Raw genomic sequence first — 23,620 nt, 5'->3', positions numbered from 1 at the left:
GTTTCTTGTCGTTTCTTAAAGAATTTCGGCCAGCATGCGGTCCACGCCCTGCTGCCAGGCGGGCAGTGTCAAGCCGAAAACTGTTTGCAGCCGGGTGCAATCCAGGCGCGAGTTGTGCGGCCGCCGCGCCGGTGTCGGAAAAGCGCTGGTGGGCACGGCGGCGACTTCACTTGCTAGTATTTTCATAGCTGGCTGTACAAGCTGCGCCTGCGCAATCACATGTTTTGCATAACGATTCCAGGTCGTTTCGCCCTGGGCGGCCAGATGGTAGAGCCCGGCGTCCTGCGGGCGCTGCAACGCCTGGCGGATGGCGTGGGCCGTGACGTCGGCAATCAGTTCGGCGCCGGTGGGCGCGCCAAACTGGTCGTCGATCACGGTCAGGCGCTCGCGCTCCTGCGCCAGACGCAGCATGGTTTTTGCAAAGTTGCCGCCGCGTGCCGCATACACCCAGCTGGTGCGAAACATCAGGTGATGCCGGGAGTGTTCGGCAATCAGCTGCTCGCCTTCGAGCTTGGTCCGGCCATACACGCCCAGCGGCGCGGGCGCATCGCCTTCGACCCAGGGCCGGCTGCCGCTGCCATCAAACACATAGTCGGTCGAGTAATGCACCAGCCAGGCACCCAGTTTGCCGGCCTCCTGCGCCAGCACGCCGGGCGCCAGGGCGTTGATGGTGCGCGCCAGTTCGGGCTCGCTTTCGGCCCTGTCCACGGCCGTGTGGGCGGCGGCATTGACGATCACATCGGGGCGCAATGTGCGTACCGTGTCGGCCAGTCCGGGCAGGTTGGACAGGTCGCCGCAGTATTCCTGGCTGTGCCGGTCCAGCGCGATGAGCTCACCCAGCGGCGCCAGGCTGCGCTGCAGTTCCCAGCCGAGCTGGCCGTTCTTGCCGAAAAGCAGGATTTTCATACGCTGGCGTACTGGGTCTGCACCCAGTCTCGGTAGGCACCGCTTTGCACATGAGCGACCCATTCGGGGTTGGCCAGGTACCACTGCACGGTCTTGCGGATGCCGGACTCAAAGGTTTCAGCTGGTTTCCAGCCCAGTTCGCGCTCGATCTTGCCGGCATCGATCGCATAGCGGCGGTCGTGGCCGGGCCGGTCCTTGACGTAACTGATTTGTGCGCTGTAGCTGCTGGTGCCCAGACTGGGACGCAGCTCGTCGAGCAAGGCGCAGACGGTGTTGACAATCTCTATGTTTGGTTTTTCGTTCCAGCCGCCGACGTTGTACACCTCGCCCGGTCGGCCGGCTTCAAGCACGCGGCGAATGGCGCTGCAATGGTCCTTCACGTACAACCAGTCGCGTACCTGCATGCCATCGCCGTAGACCGGCAGCGGCTTGCCGGCCAGGGCGTTGACGATCAAGAGCGGGATGAGCTTTTCCGGAAAGTGGTACGGCCCGTAGTTGTTCGAGCAATTGGTGGTCAGCACCGGCAAGCCGTAGGTGTGGTGGTAGGCACGCACCAGGTGGTCGCTGGCCGCCTTGCTGGCCGAATACGGGCTGTTGGGTTCGTAGCGGTGCGTTTCGGCAAAGGCCGGATCGCCCGCGCCCAGCGAGCCATAGACCTCGTCGGTGGAGACATGCAGCAGGCGAAAGGCCGCTTTTTCTTGCGCGGGCATGCCGCCCCAGTAAGCGCGCACGGCCTCCAGCAGGCGAAAGGTGCCCACGATGTTGGTCTGGATGAAGTCTTCAGGGCTGTGGATAGAACGGTCCACATGGCTTTCGGCAGCGAAGTTCAGCACGGCGCGCGGCTGGTGTTCAGCCAGCAGGCGGTCAACCAGCGCGCTGTCGCCAATGTCGCCCTGCACAAACATGTGGCGCGCATCGGCGTCGAGAGACGCCAGCGTTTCCAGATTGCCGGCATAGGTCAGCTTGTCCAGGTTGACGATGGGCTCGTCCGTCTGCGCCAGCCAGTCAAGTACAAAATTGGCGCCTATGAAGCCGGCGCCACCGGTGATGAGGATGGTCATGTAATAGTATGGTTGTTAAGCCATTGACGTGTTGAATGCAAAATAATCAGGGATTTACTGGCGAAATATCCCGAAATGACAGACCATTCGCCGGAGGAAAATTCAAGTTTTAACCCGAACCTGACTCAACCCAAACCCATGGATTTGCGAATGCGCAGCAATTTTTCCGAGTTCGTGCCACTGACCAAAGTATTCCGCAAACTCTGCCGGATAAAAATAAATATCAGCAGCGCCAATCCAGCAGTCAAGGTAGCGCTAATAGCGATCAGACCCTTTTTAGGATGGCTGGGGTTGTCGGGCAGGGTAGGCAACTGTACCAGTTGGGCATCGCTCAAGCCCTCCAGCTGGGCTTCCAGCAAAACGATCTGGTTTTGGGCGGCACTTGTCGCGCCAAGCAGTTCCGCATAACCCCGAGCGACCTCTGCCCTTGCGTTAGTCCCTGTGCCTGACCCGCCAAGTTGCTGGTACAGGATTTGACCCACAACCTGCGCATTTTTGAAGCGCGCCCGGGCCTCGGCCAGTTGCGCTTCAAGACGCAAGCGCACCGTTCCCTTGGGACGACTTTCCTGGAAAGTTCGTTGAATCACCGCCGTGGCAATGGTCTGGGCCTGCTGCGGCGAACCGGCAGACACGGTCAGAGTGAGAAGTTTGTCGGTCCGTCCGACGGAAGTCTTGATTTGGTCCCGCAACTGGCGCCGGGCTTCATCCACGGCAATGTCCTTGCCCAGCCCCAAGGACACAATGACCGGGTCCAGTACTGCGGCAGTCAGCATCACACTGGCAGTTGATGGGTCAGCCTGCAAAACAGACACACTTTGGTAGGTTTGTGGAACCATGAAACCGATGGCCAGCGCACACAACCCGACCCCCAAAGACCCAAAGACCAGCAGTCTGGCATTCTCGGCCAGTGCAAGCAGAATATCCAAAAAACTGCCATTAATTTCTGATTGGCCTGGACGGCGTTGAATCTCTTCCATTTTTCCCTTGTTTGAAATTTCCAGAACTGGAGCAGTCCCATTTTGGAAAATAGGAGTATTAGTTGATGGCTGCGAGTGGGAATTCATCCAACTGACTCAGTCCCACGAAACCCGAGAGAACTCACACCAGGGCAATCCATGGGCATGAGAGGCAGCTCGCTCTGCTGGCAAATACACACACGCACAAATGCATTATGTTTTGACTGACCAACGAGTCAAGCTTGATGGTTCGTTCGCACCACGGCCGCACAATAAATTCGTTCTAACACCAATCTCAGGATTGAAATCAAAAAATTATCACGAATCGGCTGAGTGGAAAAACTGTTTGCTGTCAGCGCCTCAAGCATACATGACTTGTCAGCCGGTATTAACCATACCAGCCAGAATGTTCGAAAAGTGATACAAGTTACGCCCTATCACAAAAAATCCTACTATCCCAATGCAACGATAAAAAAGAACCCGTACGGATTCTTTAATTAAAAACCAACCAAGAAAATGAATTTCGGGGTTAGCCGACTTACTCCAACATCTGGGCGCGGGGTTTCAAAAAAAATCTATTCAAAGCGGATTTACAAATACATCTTAAATCCTTTATCATTCAGCTTTTTCAAAGAAAGCATTCAAACATGTCGAAGTCAAATGAACTACAGCAGCAAATCAATGACTACGAAGCAAAGTTAAACGCATTGCGCAAAGAGCAGGAAGCTGAACGCAAGGGTGAACGCACCCAAGCCATTGCAGCAGTCAAGGAACTAATCAAAAACCATGGCCTTACCGGTGCAGAACTCGGTTTTTCAGGTAAAGGCGCTGGCAAGCAAGTCTCTGGTGACAAACGCAATGTGGTCGCCCCAAAATACCAGGATCCAAGTAGTGGAAAAACATGGACGGGCCGAGGCAAGTCTCCAGCCTGGTTAAGCGCTCAAATTGCTTCAGGACGTGAAAAGCAAGAGTTTCTTATCAAAAGTTAACAAAACTTGATTGCCGCCGGTTTGTTGGGATGATTGCTCAACATGAATAAGAACCGGCGTTTCCAGCACTTCTGATGAAACTGCTGCCACTTCCCATTGCAACCTTTGACAAGGGAAGAGTCAGACCCGTCAAAGTAATGTTTACTTTTATAATTTTTGTGGATTAGTGGAAACCTTATTGCGCGCCCAGAAATGTATTGATGCCATGCAAGACAGCAGCGCAAGGCCCTTCTTTACTTAGGGCAGCTTGACCAGCTGCAATTCGATATTGTTATCCGCCGCAGCACTGCCGGCCGCCTGGCGCCTATCACCCTGTTCTTTCCAAGCCTCTTGATCGTGTGCCCGGTAGCTTTGTGATCCTGCTTGTGCAGCGCATTGACCAGGGAGCGCTCTGGCTTGCGCGTTCAGGTGATGACTGTCAGCACGATCACGTCAACCAGGCAATAAAAGCCATACGCACTTTTAACCGCCTCCAGGTGATGAAAGCCCCAAACTTTGAAAAGATGGCGCTGCAAACAAGAGGTCAATAAAGTTTTCTCCGGATGTTCACAAACGCACTGTACGCATGATGCAGGAACATTGTGGAGATGTACCCATCCTTGTGGGCAAGGTCAAAAACAAAAGTACGTTGTAATAACTCATCTTGGGTGTACAAAAAAGCAAGGTGACCACAGCGGTTGACGACATGACACCAAGGCAAATCGCTCAGCAAAACAATAAATGGTCGCGGGCAGGTCTGCTGCAGACTATCTTCTGCGCCCTGCTACACCGGTTCATCCCGACAATGCATTCATCGCAATACAAATGCGGGGCATCGTTCCTTCATGGGTTTCCACGGCATGTTCGAGCCAGTTCGGAAACACGACCAGCACCCCGGACTTGGGACGAATGTTGATGGTTTGGCAGGCATTGGCGCCTTTGCCGCGAAAGGGCGAAAGCACGGCGCCCGGCCTTGGGTCCCGGAACACGAGCGCGCCAGCACCCTCTGGCACAGCCAGATAAAAGCTGCCCGACAACAGCACATTTTGATGCAGGTGGGCGGTGTTGTAGGCGCCAGGATCATGGATGTTGGCCCATGCTTCGAGGCCGTAACGCAGGCTGCCCGGCGCACCCATCTCGCGAAAGGCGTGAGCGAAAGAAACTTCACAGGCCTTACGCAAGGGCGCAAAGTCAGGCCGGGCAAAAACTGTTTTATCGCTGTTCCAGCCATGCCGATTGGAGCGACCGGCGGCAGTTGGGGAATTTTGGCGCATGGCATCGAGTTCAGCGTGCCAGGCGGAAAAGTGGACCTGCAGCCCTGACAGGTCAAAGATCCAGAGGCGGGTCGGGAAGAGGTCCAGGTGGTTTGTCGTCACTTGCATAAAACATTCGCGTCATAAAAAAGCCCCCACCCCACTTGTGATGGGATGGGGGCTCGGCTAGCTAAACATCAGAAGCCGGATGGCTTCAGATCCAGTAACTACATCAGACAGGCGTAGACATCAAGTCGAAGTTTGCTTGACTCAGGTCAGTCACACCAGCCAACTTGATCACCAGATCGCCTGCACCAATAACGCCGTCGTTGTTCACGTCAGCATAGAGCTGACTGTTGGTCGTATCCAGCACGACTTCAAGGTAGCCGGAGCTGCTCAAAGTCAGCGCTGTATTGGCCGCAGCGTATCCGTCCACTTCGCCGAGGTATTTCACGCCTGCGGATGTACCACTGTTCAGCAAACCGGCCAACACAATGATGTCATGGCCGAAAATGTCCATGTACTCATCGTCCTGACCAATGACAAAGTTTGCCTGGAAGCCATTGACCACATCCACGTTGGGACCGCTGGAATCCAACGCCGTATCGTAGACCAGGACGTCACTGGCGATGCCAGCAGCCAAGTTGATCGTGTCCTGGCCCAGACCGCCCCAAATGACGTTTCCGACGTTCAGACCATTCAGACCACCCAAACCACCCAAACCGGAAGCTCCCAGCAGTGAGGTCGAACCATCGCCCACCGTGATGGTGTCATTGCCCTGGCTGGCCAGGATGAAGTTCAGGCCAGTGCCGACCGTGATCGTTACACCGGCTCCGGTTACTGGCGTGGCTTCGTTAAGGGACAGGTCCAAAATCAAACCAGCGTTGAACGCAGAAGCGTCGATGGTCTTCACAGCGCCGAGTACGGTTTCCGACTCATAGTTGTGATCACCATTGAACACCCGACCTGCCAGGTCAATGGCGTCGTCGGTCAGGTCCAGGAACGCATCACCGGTGATGGTGATTGTCGTGGCTGAACCAGCTTTCAGGCCCAGGGCATTGATCGTCAGACCCGTTTCGCTATTGAATGCTTGACCATTCGATACGAGGGCAATCGATTCGGCGCCCGTGACTGCGGCTTGGACATCAATACCTGTGATGGAAGGACCCTGAACGATGCCTTGACCGCCCAGTAATACATTGCCGCCACCGTTGAGCACCAGGTTCAGGCTGCCGCTGGCATTCTGAGCGGTATCAACGTTGACGTTCAGCAGGCCATTGCCCGCGATCTCAACCTTGCCGCCGTCGGCAATGGTGAGGTCCAGGGCGTAGCCGCCACTGCTGTAGGCGCCGCCAGCGTCCAACACCACGTGGTTCGTGCCAAACAGCGTAGCATCAACAATGAGGTTGCCTTCGTGATCAGCAACTCCAGCTGCGACCTTCGACAGGTTCAGGATTTCGAAGTTGGTGACAGAACCTTCCACAAAACCTGTGTTGCCGCTGGTAGCCATAGCAGTAGCAGCCAAAGCAGCGTCCATCTTCAATACGTCGACACCGCCATCGCCGCCGTCCAAGTTAAAGCTTGGCTTGGTTTCGACCAGCAAAGGTGTCAGCTGAACGTCAATCCAGACTGGCAAGGTATCAGTCAAGGTCACGGTGTCAACACCGGCGCCACCCAAGTAGCTGACCGCATCATCACCGGCCAGCGCCACCGTGATGTTGCCCGTGGCGGTGTGTGCATCGATCAGGTTCAACGCATTTGCAGCAGCCACGTCCAGCAGCAGGTTACCGGCGCCAGCCACGTTCAGGGTCTTGACTTCTTCCGACTGCAGGTTGATCTCGGAATCGACGATGAACGAATGTTCAATGACAGTCGTCGTTTCGACATCATCCACCGTCGCGACCACAGTTTCCGTGTACGCCATCGCATATTCATTGACGGTCAGGCTCAAGGTTTCCAGGTTGACCGGAGTCACTACAGCAGTGTTTGCAACCGACAGGTTGGCAATCACGCCAGCCACGGTCAGGTCGAGCGACGTGGCAGCAACGCTGGTCAGTTCGATGGAAACGTTTTCTGGACCATTACGAACCAGCGCGGCATCAGCAACATCCGTCTCAAGGTTGTCAGACACTTCTGCGCGGCTGACATCGGTCAGGCTCATTGCGGTGATGGCGCCGGCGACAACGTCAACGGCTCGGGGGTTCCAGTTTTGACCTTCAGCACCCGTGATGGACAGCGCGTCGATCGTGCCGCCCACATTGACTTCAACTTGGCTGTTGTGCTCAGGATCAGCGCCGACCGCCAACGTGATCTGACCGGCATCACCCGTGATGCCGATAAACACGTCATTTCCGGCCGTCACGTCGATGGAGCCCACATTGCTGATCACTGCGGCCAGGTCTTTATTGCCCAGACCGGTTTCTTCGTCGAAGTTGCCTTTGTAGCCTTCATAGCCGACGTCGATGTAAACACTTTGGCCAGCAGCTACTTTCACGGTGCCAACACTGCCGATGACAGTGATATCGGTATCGTCAGCAGAAGTGACATCGAGGGCGTCAGCGCTGCTGGCTACGGTAGCTACGCCAGCATCCTCATATGTGTAGCCACCATTGTCATGTTTATAGGCTTCGTCGCCTTGGCTACCCACCTCAACAGACGCATAACCAGCCGAAGCGATGGTGATGGCGCCGGCGTTGCCGACCACGTCAACATTGACGGATTGGCCCTCCCCAGTTGAAGTTGCGTTGATGGTGCCAACCGTGCTGGCGATGGTGGCGCTAGCGCCGTATTGACGGATTTCACCCGAGTCATACATATAGGTTTCTGCGCCATAACCCATATCGCCAATATCAATATGCATGCCGTTTACAGCATGGACGGTGATGGTGTTGGCATTGCCGACCACGCTAACATCCACGTGGTCTCCGCTCGTGACAGAAACGCTGTCAACCGAACTGGCGACGGCTGCCAGCGCCGAGTACCCATAGGAGTAAGAGCCATCAGCATTGCTATAGGAATAGGAATTGTCGCCGTAGTCACCAACTTCAACGTCGACATCACCGCCAGCCTTGACCGTGATGGCGCCAGCATCACCCAGCACATAAACGTCAGCATCACCCGTCGTGGTGGTGACGTTGATGGCATCGGCTGTGCTGGCGATGGTTGCAAGCCCAGACTCCACGTCGGTGTAACCACCATTTACGGAAGAATATGCTTGATCGCCCCAAGCACCCACTTGGACTTCGGCATAGTCGCCAGCCACCACATTGATCGTACCGGCATTGCCAACCACGTAGATTTCGGCATCGGCAACTGCGCTTACGTCAACTGTGCCGACGGTGCCGGCAACGGCTGTAACTCCGGCAAATGAATCGGATCCTTCGCTTTCATAAGAATACGATTCCTGGCCATAAACACCCACCTGAACAGTCGCGTGGAGACCCGAATCAATCACGATCGAGCCCGCATTGCCGCTCACCAACACGTCAGCGCTATCGCCGGACGTGACATTGACGGAATCAACATTGCTAACAATCGTTGCAACGATCGGTGAAACGCTGAATGATGATGGAATATTTCCGTAATGGGAAAAATCGTCTGCCTGGCCGACCACAACAGAGGCGTAACCGCCCGCAGCGACCTGAATTGCAGCGGAGTCTAGCGCTGCTACGGATGCGTCACCTACAGCAGCAACATCAATTGCCAGGGAGCTACCGGCTTTGACGTCGGCATTGGCACCAGCGTCAACGGTGATGGAAGTTACATTACCTACATAAGCGTTAACATTGTGGGAAGCATCGACTTTAATCGTACCCACGTCGCCTGCGTTCACATAAGCGTTATATCCAGCGTCAACAGTGATAGACGTTGCTTTACCTGCGTCAACGCTAGCATTGGAGTTTAAGGTATTGACAACGATCGAACCCACGTCGCCTGCGTTCACATCAGCGCTATAGCCAGCGTCAACAATGATGGAAATTGCATTACCTGCTTCAACCCTGGCACTGGACGCCAAGGCATTGACAACGATCGTACCCACGTTGCCAGCGTTCACATCGGCGCCGTAGCCTTCGCTATCGCCTTGGCCAACATTAACAGTGATCGAAGTTGCATCACCAGCAGTAACGCTAGCATTACGGCCAGTCGTCACGTCAAGGATTTTTGCAGTTTCGTCGGTCAAATCAACGTTGCCTTGGCTTGCCTTGATCTTGACGCTTTCAGCAGCAGCGGAAGTCAAGTCAACAGACGCGCCGTTCACGGCCGTCACATTGACGTTTTGAACACCGATGTAGCCAGAAATATCGGTCGTGACCTTGCCCAGGGTCTGGATAACAACTTCTTCCACATTCTTGACGGTTTCGCCAAGGCTGCCAGTCATGCCATCAGTACCGATCACCAGACGCAGCTTGTCGACACCGGCGCCGCCGTCAATCACGTCGAAAGCCAAGGTTTTTTCGGTTCCGGTGATCAGGTCATTGCCTGCGGTACCCACGATCGTTTCCGAATCAGTAGTGAGCGTGAAGATGTCGCCATGAGCAATTGCGGCGTCTACCGATGCTGGGTCGGCAGTTACGCCAACCAGGAGGGCCTGCAAGTTACCCAGATTGGTGTCGGCGACGCCCTTCGTCACCGAGTAATACTCTGCCACTTCGGTCTTGTTGTTCTGGATGGCTTGGGCTGCAAGAATTTGCGCATCACCGCCGGTGTATTTGCTGATTGCCATGCTTGCGTCATAAGCAATTTGACCTTTGCTCACGCCAGCATTTAACTTGGAAATGACGAAGTCAAGGGCTTCCGAGTTGCCCTGCAGGCCCAGGGGCGTCAGGAAGGCGGCAGCGAAATCAATGTTGGTCTGGTATGAAGGGTTGAGCGCCTTGTAAGCGCCTGTGTTGGACAGATCATTGGCCAGTGCGGACAAGCTGCGGCCGTTGGCCTCGTAAACATCGGCCAGTTCGGCCAGGTAAGTTGCGCCAGGAGCGGCGTTAAACATTACAACAACCAATTTAATGATGTTGGTGCGTTCTTGTGCGGTAAGCGCCATGAGAGTTTTCTCCACTAGGTGAGGAATTGACCAGATGCCCAGTGCACCCAGTACCGCAGTCAGTATAAAAATAGATTTTGTAAATGGTTGTGACTGTAGTCACAAGACATGAAACTGAATTTTCCCGTCTTGTTCTTGAAATTTTCCTTTTAAAACAAGTCATGAATCACTTTTAAAAATCAAATTCAGGCTTAAATGATGTTACTTTTAGTTTTATTTAAATAGCAAATGAAACTAAAAATATTGACAATATTATTGATTTAATTAAAAAATTTGCTGATAAATTTAAAAAAACAAATTCCAAAGATTCGAAAGCGAATTTTTTGCATGTCAGCATGACGGCCAACCCCTGTCTTGAAGTGGAATGCAACGGTGTCGCGTCATGCGCAAAGTGTCGGGAAATCGCGTCGCCATCGACGTGCAGCGCAAGGCGCAGCCCTTGTCAAGGTTGAAGCCTTGTCAAGGGCTGCAAAGCAGCGATGTGCATCGAAGGCCAGCGAGAACCGGCAGTTTGCGCATGACGGGACACTTGGTTGATCTGCTCCGTCGCAGTAATGCTGCCGACAACCTATAAAACCCTGCCCGTCCGGGCGGCTTGGCTTGGGTGGGACGCTCAATAGACTGCCAGGCAGACAAGTAGCGTTTTCAACTTATTGAACCACCCACCGCAACCCCGCGTAAAGGGCGTTCTGGCGGCTATTAAAGGCAGCAAGGTTGCTGGCCTGCTGATTGAACTCAATGCTGAAAAATCCTTCCGCGCCTCCAAGCCACGATGGCTCAAGAGGGCGCGCAATTTCTGCACGAAAACTATGGCGGCTGGCCTGGCGGGTCTGGTTGTTGCTCAACAGGGGGCTGTAGCCGTTGCCATCAATCTGGCGGGTATAGACGTAGTTGGCATTGAGCCGGGAATAGCCATACCGCGCCTCCCAATTAAGGTGCAACTCTGCGCGCCGGTAATGTCCGCCTGGGCGACTGGGCGTATCCGCTTGGTCCCTACCAAGGCGCAATTGCATATCCAGGCTGTTAACGCCACGGCAATTCAGAGCGCCCACCAGGCCACCATAGCCGCCGTTAAGTTCGAAGGAAACCGGGTAGTGGCGAACTTCAAGATCAATGCCAATGCCAGGCTTACAGACAGAAGGAAGGACCGATGTATCGGATACTTGCCACTGATGCAGCACGCTGGCACGAAAACTTTGCAGCAGTTTCTGGCCGCCAAAGTCGATACGGGTCAAGCCGGTGCGGACCATCCATTGGTGGGGCGCACCGGGGGATTGGAGCCAGTTGGCGGAAAGGTCGGCCTGCTGGTAGCGACTGGCAGGTGAGGCTGTATGGCGAGCCCTTAATTCAGCCAAAAATAGCCACAATTGCGAACCTTGGGGCTTGAGGCCTTGCCACTGAACAGTGTTGAGTGCGACTGCACCATTTCGGGGCCGGGAAGTTTCAAGTAGCGGCAGCGTGACAGGGCCTTGGGGGAAAGTTAGTGTCAATTCATTAAGCGCCGGCGCATTGTTGAGATTGCTGTCAACCCCTGCTGCCGCCGTCAGCACCCAATGTGTTCGCCACACGTCGGTATTCGTGGCGGCAATTTCACGTTCAAGAAGTGAGCGCACATTAACCGGTAGGTCTGTACGCGTGGCAAGTTGCTTCATCAAGTTTTTGGCTGAGGCGTTGTCGCCGATGCGCAACAGTGCATCGAGGTAGTCGAGTTGTGCGCCAGGCAAGCTGGGGTCCAGTAGCAGTGCGCGCTCCAGAGCCTCAATAGCGGCCGCATTTTGTCTCTGGGCCAGCAGGATGGTGCCACGCCATGCATAAAAGCCTGCGCTTCGCAGGCATTCAGGCTCCATAACATCAAGCTGCGCTTGCAGTGCAGCAAGACTGGCGGGGTCATTTGGAAGCGGATAGACCGGCTTAACAATGCAGGCGGCTAACGAGCCAAAAACAACCGATGACAACCCTAAACCCGATGAGGCCAGCGACCCGGCAGCGCTATCAATCAGCTCTGCAGATGCTGAAACGGACAACGCTTCCAGAGCAACGCCAGCCATGACAAGCAGCCATTTACTTAGGCCGCTTTGGCAAGCCTTGATTTTCACGTGACGATGTTTTTGTGTTGTTGATTTAGATAGCGCAGGGTGCTTTGCTCAGCCATGCCGCCAGTCTGCAAGAGTGTACGTAGTGTAAATATTTTGCAAGGCTGCTTTAATCCGGGCAAAAGAAAGCTTCCTAGAGGTTTGAGCGCCAGATCGGACTGCTCGCCCAGGAGTCCAATCCGTTCGGCGGCACTCTGGCCAACCAGCACGGGGTAGGCCAGATCAGCGGTCAGTCCTTGGAGTCTGAGTGCAATCGTGACGGTTTGCCCCAAAACGGTATGGACACGTCTGCGGGCCGGGCCAAAAGAGCCGATTAAGGCCATGCCGCTTTCGAGTCCAACGCTGATGCTTAGCGGTTCCAATCCAATTCCAGCAGTGTTGGGCAACTCTTCGCTACAACGCAGCTGAAGTTCGCGGGCAACTGTCAGTGCTTTAAACGGGTGGTTTTCACAAGCAAGTGGTCCATTGAAAACCGCCAGCAGGTTATCGCCCACCATTTCTTCAACGACACCTCCGTGGGCTTGTATGATGGTTGCTGCCGTGCTGAAAAATCGGTGCAACACACGGGCAGCATCTTCGGGTGGAAGTGCCTCGCAATAACGAGAGAAGTTTTGCAAGTCGGCAACCAACACGGTGACGTCGCTTCGGCGGGCTTCAATTTCGCTGGTTGGTTCTGTTAGCGCAATTTTCTCGGCAACCGGACTAGGCACGTAGCTTGAAAGGTTGCGATAAAGCCGGCCTTTTTCAAACAAACTGCGAGCATGTTCACCGACGGCCAGTGTGCCCCCAACAAGGCAAATAGCGAGCGCGGCTGAAGACCAGCCCACAAACCAGTTGGCGTGAAGCAGAGCTGCTGCGTGCAGCGTAAACCCGAGCAAGGCAAAAGCTGCGGCTGCCACGGGCAATAGCACAACAGCCCGGCGTTCGCGCAGGGGCCGTCTTGCGACAAGCATTAACAGACACACCAACACCAGCAATACATAGCCAAATTGCAACCAGCCTGCTGCACGAGGGGTGTAAGGCACAGCATTGTCAAGCATGGCTGCGAGCAATTGGGCATGGACTTCTGCTCCGCTAACAGCGCCACCCAATGCGGTTGGAACCGCATCAGCCAAGCCAAACGCTGAGGCACCCACAATCACCCAAGCGCCATTGAGCGTGTTGGCAGGCACCCTGTCGTGCAGGACGTCGACAGCCGAAATCGATGTCCAGGCGCTCCGAGCGATGCCGTAGGGAATACGAATCTGACCTTGAGCGTCCATGCCAATGAGAGTACCCGGCAAGATAGGCGATGGCAACTGCCAGGCAGGCTGCCATGGACCGATACCTGCGATGGGAAACAAGGCCGGTGCGCGCGGTGGCGCAAGTGCGGGCTGATCAAGTGCAGCCAAGCCGGCCAGCGTAAGGCTGGGGTAAATATGTTCATCAGAACACACAAACCCCGGAATCTGACGCACTGCGCCATCGCGGTCCAGCGTGGGCGTGATGTGCCCTACGCGGTCATGCAGACCATACGCATTGGCAATGAAACCTTGCGCAGGCACGGAAGGGGTCTGGCAGCCAACGCCTGCAACGGCCCCTGCCAAAGCGCCCAAGCGCAATTGACTTTCGTTTCGCAACGCAAATACCTGCGCCAGAACCGACGGGCTGTCGCCATCACGTGCAGCCAGCGCATGCGACAACTCGATGCTGCCACTGCGTTCGTCAGTGAACACTATGTCAAAAAGTTTAAGCCCCACACCCTGATGGTCGAGTTTGCGTGTCAACTGAGCTATTACCTCACGCGGCCACGGCCATGGTCCAATCTGGGCAAGGCTGGCATCGTCAATATCCACAACGATGATTCGCCGTTCAGGAGTTTCGCTAGCGGTGATTCGCCAAAGATAGTCCGTGCTGCGTTCATCGAGTTCCTGAAGGCTGGCGGGCGAGATCGCAACCCACAGCAACCACGCCATTGCAGCAAGCACCACCAGAACAGCACGGCTATGCCAAGGCCATACCAACCAGCTGCTTGCAAACAGCTTCATCAACGTGACCAAAGGGTGATGCCGGAGAAAGTGCCACCAGCAACTGCTTTCTCAAACAGGTAACCTGCAGACTTTCCGTCGAAAGCAGCTGCACCGGCCAGGGACTGAGCTGCGCCGCGGGAGGTGAATAGCCCATCATCACGAAGCACGCCAGCCGCCTGAAGGCTGACAGTACTCGTGGTGGCCGAAGATAAGCTCAATGATGTGTTGAATTGGCGCGAGGCAAAATCAATCGACAACTGGCCGCCAAGTACAGTTGCAGGCAAAACTGCAAGTGCTGGCGATGTAAGGCGGACGTAAGCTTGCTGCAATCCAAAGTTTATGTTGCCCAAGTTTTGCGAAATGGTCGTAGCGCCATTTTCTGTGCGGTAGAGAATGAAATTGCTGTCTCCCACCGTAACGTTGCGTCCTTGGCGCGCATCAAGCCTGGCAACGGAGAAGTCACCGGCATCAAGGGCGGCTCCAGCCCAGCGCCCCCAAACCAACTGCGCGGGTTCAGTGGCAACAGATGTGACGGGAACAACGGGAGTTCCGGGAACAACGGGAGTTCCGGGAACAACGGGAGTTCCGGGAACAACGGGAGTTCCGGGAACAACGGGAGTTCCGGTATCCACAGGTGATAAGGGCAATGCCTGTGGTATTGCGACGCCCGGCGCCAAAGCCAAATCACCCACGGTACGAACCACGCTTTGGACCAGTGCCAATTCAGCGGTATCGTTACTTGTGGTGGTGTTGGATTTAGGGGCTTCCCGTGTGTTGGCTGTTTCCACAGTGGAACGTACATCTGCAGATGCCAGAACTACTTCAGGCGCCTTGGCAACGCCGAAAGACTTTAATTCGGCCTGCATGCTACTGCTTTTAAACTCCACTAGCGTGTTGCGCATTTCAGCTGAAAGCAGTTTTCCGGATATCGATCCGCAGGGGCCGTTCCCACGGCTTGAACAACCCTCTCCAAATGGAGCCATGACGATAGCACCCTGGTTAACCATGGCAATGGTCTGATTGCTTTCGCTTTTGACGACAAAGTCTGTACCTTTGACACCAATAGCGACTAAAGGGGTATTGAGACGAAAACGGTCTTTCGCGCCTTCCGCTGCAGCACCTGAAATAGCGCGCACCACGCCTTTTTCAAGGCGAAAGCGCACGAGTGAACGATCTACCTGCTGAGCGTTGTACTGATAATCTTCTACGATCAGACGACTTGTCGGACGGACACTGACAAGAGCGCCGTCGACAAAGCGGATGTGGACATGGCCACCCTCGGATGTTTCAATACGGTCGCCCGAGCGAATCTTGCTTCCGCGCAAAACAGGAAATGACTGACCGTTTTGCGATACAAGTATTGCCTGACCGATAGTGAGAGTGACTTCTCCTATTGGAGCAGCATGCGCATTGCATGCGAGCACAAAAAAAACCACCCATGCCCGGCGTGCCGTCAACAGCATGGCGATTGCCAGCAGGTACAATTTGTAGCTTCTCATGATTGAGGTGATTGAGCCACAAATATTGAGAATCTATTGTGACAGTAGTCACATTTGGTTTCTGAAAGTGGTTTTTATTATTGAAAAAGTAATTGTGCCAGTTGAAAAATAAAAGCCTCCCCTTATCCGTTATGGGCCTTAGCGCCAATTTGAACTCTGCTCGCAGCCACTGACATGCCCGTTCCGGTTGCCGTTTTGCAAGAAATCTCACTGCTATCAAGTTTGCCTCAAGTCACTATTGCACATTTGGCCCAACAGGCAACAGAGCAAATGTTTGCCAAGCGCGAGGTGGTGCTTCATAAGGGAAGTTTGCCAAACGCCCTGTGTTTCTTACAGGAAGGACGGCTTCAAGGGATGGACTTCACTATGGATGATCGGGAGGTTGGTCTGTATTTCATCAATCCTGGGGACTACTTTGGAGAAGTTGCAGTGATTGATGGACAAGCCCAGCCAGAGTTTGTAACGGCGGTGGCAAAATCTCGGGTAATCTCTATCTCACGATTGCTCATCAAGCCCATTTTGTTTGGCGCTCCCAAACTGGCAGAGGCGCTCTGCCTAAGGCTATCGATTCGGCTGCGTGAAGGCGCAGCACAAAGACGAATCTTGGGATTATCGAACCCCTTGCAACGGGTATGCGCCCAACTTGATTTGCTTACCAGTACACACGCGGACGTTCAAGTACGTGTTCATAACGCCCCCACACACCAGGAACTCGCCATAATGATCAACGTCAGCAGAGAAACCGTTACACGCGTGTTTCAACTCCTTCAAGGCCGAGGAATCCTAGAGCGCGACGGGAATGATTTAAGGATAGATGACCCAGCCATGCTGCGTGGAATTGCCGCAGGCAAGCAATTGAAATCAACAACAGCTTAATGAAAGCGCGATTTTTAAACCTTTTAGATGGAGCCTACCCGCTGATACCCACGCGGCATAGATACCTCATCACCCAACTTGCCCGACGCGACGTGCTGGCGCGCTACAAAGGCTCTGTTTTGGGGCTGGGCTGGGGTCTGTTGTTCCCGTTGCTGATTTTGCTTTCTTACACCTTTGTTTTTAGGACAGTATTCAAGGCGCGTTGGCCAGGCGGGAGCGACAGCACGGAAGAATTTGCACTTCAAGTGTTTACGGGGCTTGTAGTATTTAATCTTTTTTCTGACCTTCTGAATCGTGCTCCTCGCTTGGTGCTAGAACAACCCAACCTGGTCAAGCGTGTTGTATTTCCGCTAGAAATCCTGTCGTGGGTGGCCATGGGAAATGCCATGTTTCACGCTGTTTTGGGGCTATTTATTTTATTGCTGGGCGTGGCTACTGTGGGCCCCGGGCTGACACCGTGGACTCTTTTGGCGCCCTTGGTCATCATGTCTTGCGTGCCATTTTTGCTGGGGATGGCCTGGCTTCTTTCTGGACTTGGAGTATTTATCCGGGATATCAGCCACTTCATGGGGCCGGCCCTGACCATGCTGATGTTCATGTCGCCGGTGTTGTACCCCGTCAGTTCTCTGCCGAAGGGTTTTGCAGGGCTGCTGTGGCTCAATCCCTTGACGGTACCGATTGAAAATCTGAGGTATTTGCTACTAAAGGGTCAAGAGCCGAATTGGAGTGCCTTGGCCATTTACACCGTCGCAGGAATAGTCTTCGCCGCTCTGGCGTACCAATTTTTTGTACGAGTTAGACCTGCTTTTTCCGATGAGGTTTGAACAAGCGGGCAAGCCAGTAAGAAAAGCCTTTTTCTGGCTCTTGAGTTTTGTCAAGAACAGGATGTGCACTGCCTTTGAAAATCAGGCCAAAGGGGTCCTCTGCTGCTTCCCGGGGGGTTGCAACCCTCAAGCCTTCAGCGGCTTCGACAGAATCTGACAAGGTATACGTGCGATAAACATTCAGGGCGTTGATGTGTCGATCGTAACCCTGCATGGCCAACTGGGAGGTAAAGCAGTTAACGGCTTGCTGCTTGAGTTTCCACACAGGGGTTACATCAATGAGAACGTTAGGCAAAAGTGGTGCGCCCACTTCATATTGAACCAGCGTATGGCCAGGACCGCATTGCTGAATCGCTGATATGGCGGCAAGAGCTGCAGCCCGATGATCTGGGTGGATCTCCCACAACGAGGGGGCCAACAAAACGTCGGCGCCGCACGCTTTCATTTGGCGAACAATCAAATTGACCAGTTCGCTTCCTGCGCCGTCAAGTGATCGGTCCGCATAGTTGGCAAAAACAGGTTCACGGCACTTAAGAACTTTGGCTGCCGCACGAGATTCAGCCTGGCGGGCTGTCACTACATTCATGCCGGGAGGAGGAACACCCCACAATCCCCCGTCAGTCAGTATCAAGGCCTGAACCGGCACACCTGACAGGGCATACAAGGCTGCACAGCCTCCACAGCCAAAAACTTCATCGTCAGGATGAGGGGCAAGAACCAGCAGGCCGGCTGCGCCAGGTACGGGTAGCGTTGATGCGTGGTAAGGGATTCGCTGGTTTTCGAACATGACAGGAAAGAAATGGAGAAACGTTATTTTTGCAAAGTACAGGAATCCGGATTAAAGAAAATCCGTGTCTCCACCCATGAGCCAGAGATGCCCGATATAAGGTCTGTCTTCTTCTGACGGCTGGGCGTTGACGGGAACGTAAATATCCGAAGGCGTTGAACTGGCCGAGTCCATGGAAAAAAACGATGCGATGGTTTCGCTGAACATGGCCGCGACAAACTTGTTGTTGCATCCCCCTGCAAAACGTCGAACGGCATTGGCAGCCAGGCCTGCCAGTTGGCTGGGGCCAACATAATCAAGCCATTCGATATGTCCGGCATGCTCTCTTAAGGCTACGGCACAAAGCGGTTTACCGGTCCAGCGTCGGCGGACCACTAGCAATTCATATTTATAGACAGGATGACATGCAAAGCGGGCTTTCCAGCGAATTGCATCACGCACCGGAATGAAGTGTCGAGGCCAACTCAGGCGCATCTCAAGCCAGAGGCGTTCCAGTACATGGAGATCATGCATGCCTAGCGTTGACGTCGTTGTCCAACGCTGGGCTACTGGCGCCAGCGCTGACCAAGTTAGTGTTGTCATTCTGCTCGCGTGGGCATAGAGACCCAGCTTGGTGCCAAGTTTGAAATGCCGACCGTTTGGAAATCCAAATGCAAATGCGTACGGCAGTGAAATGCCCACCATTTTCTGGAAAAAGGCACGGGCCACATGATGAAGCGCTCCATTGCGACTGAACACACCGCGCTCGCTGGGCAAGACCATGACATCACCGTTTTGTACTGCAGTCAGTTTTCCGGATGGCCCATGAACCGCACGTGGCATGCCACCAAAGAACGCTACGGCTGTGTTGCCTCGCCGTAGCAGCATGCCCCGTATGGGCGTATTGGCGTACTTCCATCGCCATTGAGCAATTGGCATTGCATGCCCAAAAACCTTCAGGAACAGATCAAGCAGCTCCTCATCATTAGCGGCTACTGCACCGTGAACAGACCAACGCTCGGTAGCAGGGGCTGACACTTCAACCATTACATGCGATGCTGATGCGGATCGGCCTGCAAGCCGGGCTTGCTATGCCAGCGGTGTGGCAGCGTAACAAGGCCAGGTTCTGGCGATACATCCTGGACAGTCAGGGTGGCAATGCACAACGCACTGTCGTAAATATGCACAGCGTTCTCGCTGCCTAGGTAAACGCCTATATGGTAATTTCCCTTGCGCAGTGGAATGCGCGGAAAGTCAATAATGGCGACACCCCTTCCTTGCGCATCGCGATCAAGCACCAAGCCATCAGTACGAGCTACCGAACAGGTAAGCGCCATTTTATTGGGCAGGTCTATCGTGACGCCTGCAGTGGGCGGAGGTAGCAGGGGGTCAGACTCGAATTCAATCATGATGCTGAGGCTGGATTCACCGGGACGGACATGAAGGTTGCGCATCCAGGCGCCATCGACACCGACGGTGGCGCGGCTGATACGTGCATAGCCTGCAGTGCCGACCCTTGTCACCGGCTCGTGCGCTTCAACCGGTGCATCGCCAGCAGGTTCTGCGTCTGGTTTGGCTTCGCTGATAGTAGGAGCGACATTACCATTGCCTGCTAAAAACAGATCATATTCCCGCACCACTTCGTGCGGCTCACCAATAGCTTGAAGCACACCGTCATTCAGCCACATGACGCGGGTGCAAAATGCCTCTACTTGGTAGAGCGAATGCGAACAAAACAAAATGGTCGTGCCCCGCTCTTTCATCGCGAAAATCCGATCAAATGATTTGCGCGAGAACTCTCCGTCACCCACTGAAAGCGCCTCGTCAATGATCAAAATATCAGGGTCCACGCTCGTGGCCAGGGAGAAAGCAAGCCTGACAAACATGCCGCTGGAATAAGTCTTGACGGGGTGATCAATGAACTGGCCGATTCCAGAAAATTCAATAATGGAGTCGAGTCGTTCAAGCAATTGCTCGCGACTGATTCCCAGCAAAGGGCCATTGAGCAAAACATTGTCGCGGCCCGAAAAGTCCGGATTAAAACCAGCACCGAGCTCTAACAGGGCTGCGACCCTTCCGTTAACGCTGATAGAACCGGTGCTTGGCGCTATGGTTCCGCACAGCAACTGCAACAGCGTTGATTTGCCCGCGCCATTGCGACCTATCACACCCAGAACTTCGCCGCGCGGTATTTCGAGGGAAAGATCACGAAGTGCCCAGAATGCATCATCACCGTAGGCTTTCCGTCCGAAAAGTGCCGAGCGTAGTCGTTGTCCGGGACTGGATGCAGATTGGTAAGCTTTTCCGAGCCCTTTGGCTTGAATGGCGAAGCCGCCTGCAGTCCCCATGACATCTGAAACGAGTTTGTTCATGAGGTTTGTAGTGGAAGAAAGCATTTTTTCCATAGCTTTCCTTGCGACTAAATGCGCAATCTCTTGTTAATTTTCAAATCAGCTCGTCACTTGCAGAGACGCTGATAGATGGATCCATAAAAAAAGGCTTCTTCTTCTATTCGAAGGGGAAGGAAGAGGTTGCGCTTCCACTTTTTCAGTGTATCTGGCGTGTCAAGCAATGCGCTGATGGCAGCGGCCCATGCTTTGGGATTACCAGTTTCTACTGCTTGTCCACAGTCATGCGCAGCTACCTGCCGGGCTGGCGCTCCTAATGTAGAAACCAGGGCAGGTACGCCAGCAACAGCACACTCATGCAGCACCAGGGAAAAGCTCTCGGGAACTCTGGATGGCAGGCACAGGAGATCAGCTTCGCCAATCATCTTGAAAACCTCAGATGCTTCCAGAGAACCGGTAAATTCGATTCTTGCGTCACCAGCAGACAAAGTTTTCGCTTCGTCATGGTAAGCCGAATTTCCATGAAACCCCCCAATGACCTTAAGTCGAAGCGGTGCCCCTGGCAAAAGAGCCAAGGCTTTCAACACTATGTCAAGGCCCTTCTGCGGAATAATCGTGCCGATAAAAACAAGCTGGAGAAATCTTCCGGATGGCAAGTTCCGTGAAACAGGTGCAGTGGCAAGCCCCAGTGCCAAAAAATCTACACCATGTGGGATAACTTGAATATCAGTCTGTTCAAAGCTCTCCCGGTAGCGTTCGGCAACATACTCCGATGGCGCGACCCGGGCTCCAGCAGCTTGCAAAAGAGACTGTGATTGCTTGAACCGACCAAGATACGAATGGGAGGTCCAGGGTGCAGTTGAACAGTCTTTCACACAGCGCCGCCCTTCGTCAGGGTCAACACACGATTTGCTTTTCAGGTTGATCAGGTTGATTCTGGCGCAGGGAAGAAAGAAATCGGTCAGCGTCAACACGTAGGGCAGCTTGCAGCGCTGGGCAGCAAGTACGGCACTGCCCATGCGCATGGTGTGCATGACATGCGCAACGTCAAACCGCTCTTGCTGCATCCAGACGACAAGCTTGCTTACCACCTCTTCATCGACGTCCAGACTGATGTCAGCCGTAGCTGGCAGAGCCGATCGGGGAATGAATGTGACAGGCAACCCCTGATAAACGGCGTCGAGCGCACCGTTGATGGGTACGTCCGTGACTATTCCACCAGTCTTTTGGGGATCGACCGCACAGGCCAGCACACGGACATAATGACCTGCGCGTTGTGCCATTCGCGCAATATTCAGTGCCACACGCTCGGTTCCACTGGCATATTCGGGGAAAAACTGGTGAATTATTATCAAGATTCGCATCAGACACCAGCAGCCAGTTCGTTGTGGATGAGTTGAGCCGTCACGTAGTCCGGATCCTCAATTTGTTTGTGGTCCAGCCAATAAAAAGCCAGTGCGGAACCAACCGCAGATGCAAAGGTTTTACGCACTACATCGCCCAGTTCGTGCTGCAGCACCTCATCTTGTTTCCCATACACATCTGCAGCAAATTTATTGAAATGCTCAAGTCTGGCCAAGAAGGAATCACTGAAGTGACGTGCTTCACTCAAGGCGACAGAGCCTGAGACGGCATCCTTCGATCCCAAATAACGCGAAGCCATGTCCGAAATAAAGGTATTTAATTGCTCGTCACCTAGCAGGATTGATCCTTTTTTCTGAAGCGGAGATGCACTTCGACGCGAGTGCCGAATCCAGATATCAAGCTGGACGCTAAGCGTCTGCTTGGAACGCTTGGTTTCAAGTTCTGAAAGCCACTCAGAAATGGTGGTAGCCGTTGACTCAATACCTGCTAGCAGTCCTGGCAGGGATTCACAATGAGGGTAAGAAAAATCATCAAACATACCCACGAGAAAGATCACGTCAACGAATGAACGTTTCAAATAATAGTATGCGGGCCGGTTGTGGGAATGAATGACCTTGACAGAAGCCAGCATGGCCACGCTCTTACCGCTTTTGATAAGGCGAATGCCAAGGTCCAGGTCTTCAGCATAATTTCCGCGATAGCGAAACTGCTGGAAACATTCACGCGAAATGAGGCAGGAAACATCGCTGAGTTGTCCCCGCGACCGCAAGGACATGTGATCATCTCCGCAGTACTCGCCAATTCGATCGTAGTCGAGGCAGCCAAGAAACCGATAATGGGTGTTGATCATCGAGTCATACATCATGTCGCTGTCGCTGCGACTGTATTCAGCGCACGAAGCCGCCACCAAACCCTGGTCGGCATGATCCAGAAGATAACGGAGCATGCCGTACATCCAATAACTGCCGATGGGATATGCGTCCTGTACCATGAAAAGCACGTAGTCGCCTGTAGCGTTATCGGCACCAATATTGCGTGAGTGGCTGTGGGTAAACTCTTCCGGTAAAATTTCGATGACACTGGCGCCTGCATCGCGGGCAATTTGAACCGTGGTGTCACGGGAGCCTGAATCGACGACGACAATCTCTATTTCGCGCACAGCCAACTGAGTGCGCAGCTTGCGCAGCATCCATACAAACTCGGGACCCGCATTGAGCGTTGGTATGACTACTGACACCTTGACATTGATGGTGGAGCCGCCACCGGTCAAGTCAGGATGAAGCCGGATATCACGCAACGCCAGCGGACAAATATCAAAAGAATTTTGATCCGCAGCGGGAGGCCTGTTATGCAGCAAGCCCAGATAAGTTCGATGGTGTTTCAGATAGTAAGGAAGCCGACGGGTGGTCCCGAGCAATCCATTTCGCCTGAATTCACCCATCACTGCTCGTGGGAGGTTACGAGCCAGACGCATTGGTGAAGGGCCGTTCAACCACATTGCCCAACGACTTACATGTCGGAATGGTTGTGTGATGCGCCAAGAATGAGACTCGTATACCTCGCCAAGCTGTTTTAAATGCTCGATGCGGATATGGCTGAGTGTGTCAATTTCAAGCTGCTGCAATCGGGAGTAATTTAAATGCTCGATGCGGATA

16 protein-coding genes are annotated in these 23,620 nt (G+C 54.0%); 3 read left to right on the top strand and 13 right to left on the bottom strand.

Features of this window, described 5'->3' with window-relative positions; translation table 11 throughout:
- Nucleotides 1-15: 15 nt before the first annotated feature.
- The 3 genes from rfbD to GZ092_RS11610 form a co-directional block, all read right to left on the bottom strand.
- Entirely contained in the window at nt 16-906 is an 891-nt protein-coding gene (gene rfbD, locus GZ092_RS11620) for a dTDP-4-dehydrorhamnose reductase (RefSeq protein WP_293636582.1), read from the bottom strand.
- Entirely contained in the window at nt 903-1,967 is a 1,065-nt protein-coding gene (gene rfbB, locus GZ092_RS11615) for a dTDP-glucose 4,6-dehydratase (RefSeq protein ID WP_293636581.1), read from the bottom strand. The genes rfbD and rfbB overlap by 4 nt, the downstream gene beginning before the upstream one ends.
- Nucleotides 1,968-2,092: 125 nt before the next feature.
- The gene (locus GZ092_RS11610) at nt 2,093-3,031 is read right to left on the bottom strand and encodes a hypothetical protein (protein WP_293636580.1); all 939 of its coding nucleotides are present in this window, start codon (nt 3,029-3,031) and stop codon (nt 2,093-2,095) included.
- A 539-nt stretch (nt 3,032-3,570) separates the two neighbouring features.
- On the opposite strand from GZ092_RS11610, the gene GZ092_RS11605 reads away from it, so the two are divergent.
- Nucleotides 3,571-3,912, top strand: coding sequence for an H-NS histone family protein (locus GZ092_RS11605; RefSeq protein WP_293636579.1), 342 nt, complete (start codon nt 3,571-3,573; stop codon nt 3,910-3,912).
- 773 nt (nt 3,913-4,685) lie between these two features.
- Here GZ092_RS11605 and GZ092_RS11600 read toward each other — a convergent pair.
- The 5 genes from GZ092_RS11600 to GZ092_RS11580 form a co-directional block, all read right to left on the bottom strand.
- Entirely contained in the window at nt 4,686-5,273 is a 588-nt protein-coding gene (locus GZ092_RS11600) for a TIGR02466 family protein (protein WP_293636578.1), read from the bottom strand.
- A gap of 103 nt (nt 5,274-5,376) precedes the next feature.
- Complete coding sequence (locus tag GZ092_RS11595) at nt 5,377-10,185, bottom strand: hypothetical protein (RefSeq protein WP_293636577.1); 4,809 nt, start codon at nt 10,183-10,185, stop codon at nt 5,377-5,379.
- Nucleotides 10,186-10,835: 650 nt separating this feature from the next.
- Nucleotides 10,836-12,281, bottom strand: coding sequence for a tetratricopeptide repeat protein (locus GZ092_RS11590; protein WP_293636576.1), 1,446 nt, complete (start codon nt 12,279-12,281; stop codon nt 10,836-10,838).
- Entirely contained in the window at nt 12,278-14,305 is a 2,028-nt protein-coding gene (locus GZ092_RS11585) for an adenylate/guanylate cyclase domain-containing protein (RefSeq protein ID WP_293636575.1), read from the bottom strand. The genes GZ092_RS11590 and GZ092_RS11585 overlap by 4 nt, the downstream gene beginning before the upstream one ends.
- Nucleotides 14,305-15,786, bottom strand: coding sequence for a FecR family protein (locus GZ092_RS11580; protein WP_293636574.1), 1,482 nt, complete (start codon nt 15,784-15,786; stop codon nt 14,305-14,307). The genes GZ092_RS11585 and GZ092_RS11580 overlap by 1 nt, the downstream gene beginning before the upstream one ends.
- 174 nt (nt 15,787-15,960) lie before the next feature.
- Here GZ092_RS11580 and GZ092_RS11575 point away from each other — a divergent pair, with 174 nt between their 5' ends.
- On the top strand, nt 15,961-16,662 hold the full coding sequence (locus tag GZ092_RS11575) for a Crp/Fnr family transcriptional regulator (RefSeq protein WP_293636573.1): 702 nt from the start codon (nt 15,961-15,963) through the stop codon (nt 16,660-16,662).
- Entirely contained in the window at nt 16,662-17,486 is an 825-nt protein-coding gene (locus GZ092_RS11570) for an ABC transporter permease (protein ID WP_293636571.1), read from the top strand. Before GZ092_RS11575 ends, GZ092_RS11570 begins: the two co-directional genes overlap by 1 nt.
- Here the strand turns inward: GZ092_RS11570 and GZ092_RS11565 are convergent.
- From GZ092_RS11565 to GZ092_RS11545, 5 genes are all read right to left on the bottom strand, one after another.
- Nucleotides 17,458-18,273 (bottom strand): PIG-L deacetylase family protein, encoded by an 816-nt coding sequence (locus GZ092_RS11565; protein ID WP_293636570.1) that lies wholly within the window; start codon nt 18,271-18,273, stop codon nt 17,458-17,460. The genes GZ092_RS11570 and GZ092_RS11565 overlap by 29 nt on opposite strands.
- Before the next feature lie 51 nt (nt 18,274-18,324).
- The gene (locus GZ092_RS11560) at nt 18,325-19,299 is read right to left on the bottom strand and encodes a hypothetical protein (RefSeq protein ID WP_293636569.1); all 975 of its coding nucleotides are present in this window, start codon (nt 19,297-19,299) and stop codon (nt 18,325-18,327) included.
- Nucleotides 19,299-20,624 (bottom strand): ABC transporter ATP-binding protein, encoded by a 1,326-nt coding sequence (locus tag GZ092_RS11555; RefSeq protein WP_293636568.1) that lies wholly within the window; start codon nt 20,622-20,624, stop codon nt 19,299-19,301. The genes GZ092_RS11560 and GZ092_RS11555 overlap by 1 nt, the downstream gene beginning before the upstream one ends.
- An 86-nt stretch (nt 20,625-20,710) precedes the next feature.
- Nucleotides 20,711-21,964: a glycosyltransferase gene (locus GZ092_RS11550; RefSeq protein WP_293636567.1), complete on the bottom strand. Its 1,254-nt coding sequence runs from the start codon at nt 21,962-21,964 to the stop codon at nt 20,711-20,713.
- Nucleotides 21,964-23,620 (bottom strand): glycosyltransferase (locus tag GZ092_RS11545; protein ID WP_293636566.1); only part of this gene is annotated, 1,657 nt, incomplete at its 5' end. The genes GZ092_RS11545 and GZ092_RS11550, both read right to left, overlap by 1 nt.

It is taken from the genome of Polaromonas sp., from assembly GCF_010365105.1.
Classification (GTDB): Bacteria; Pseudomonadota; Gammaproteobacteria; order Burkholderiales; family Burkholderiaceae_C; genus Polaromonas.
This window is presented reverse-complemented; position numbering and strand designations above follow the sequence as displayed.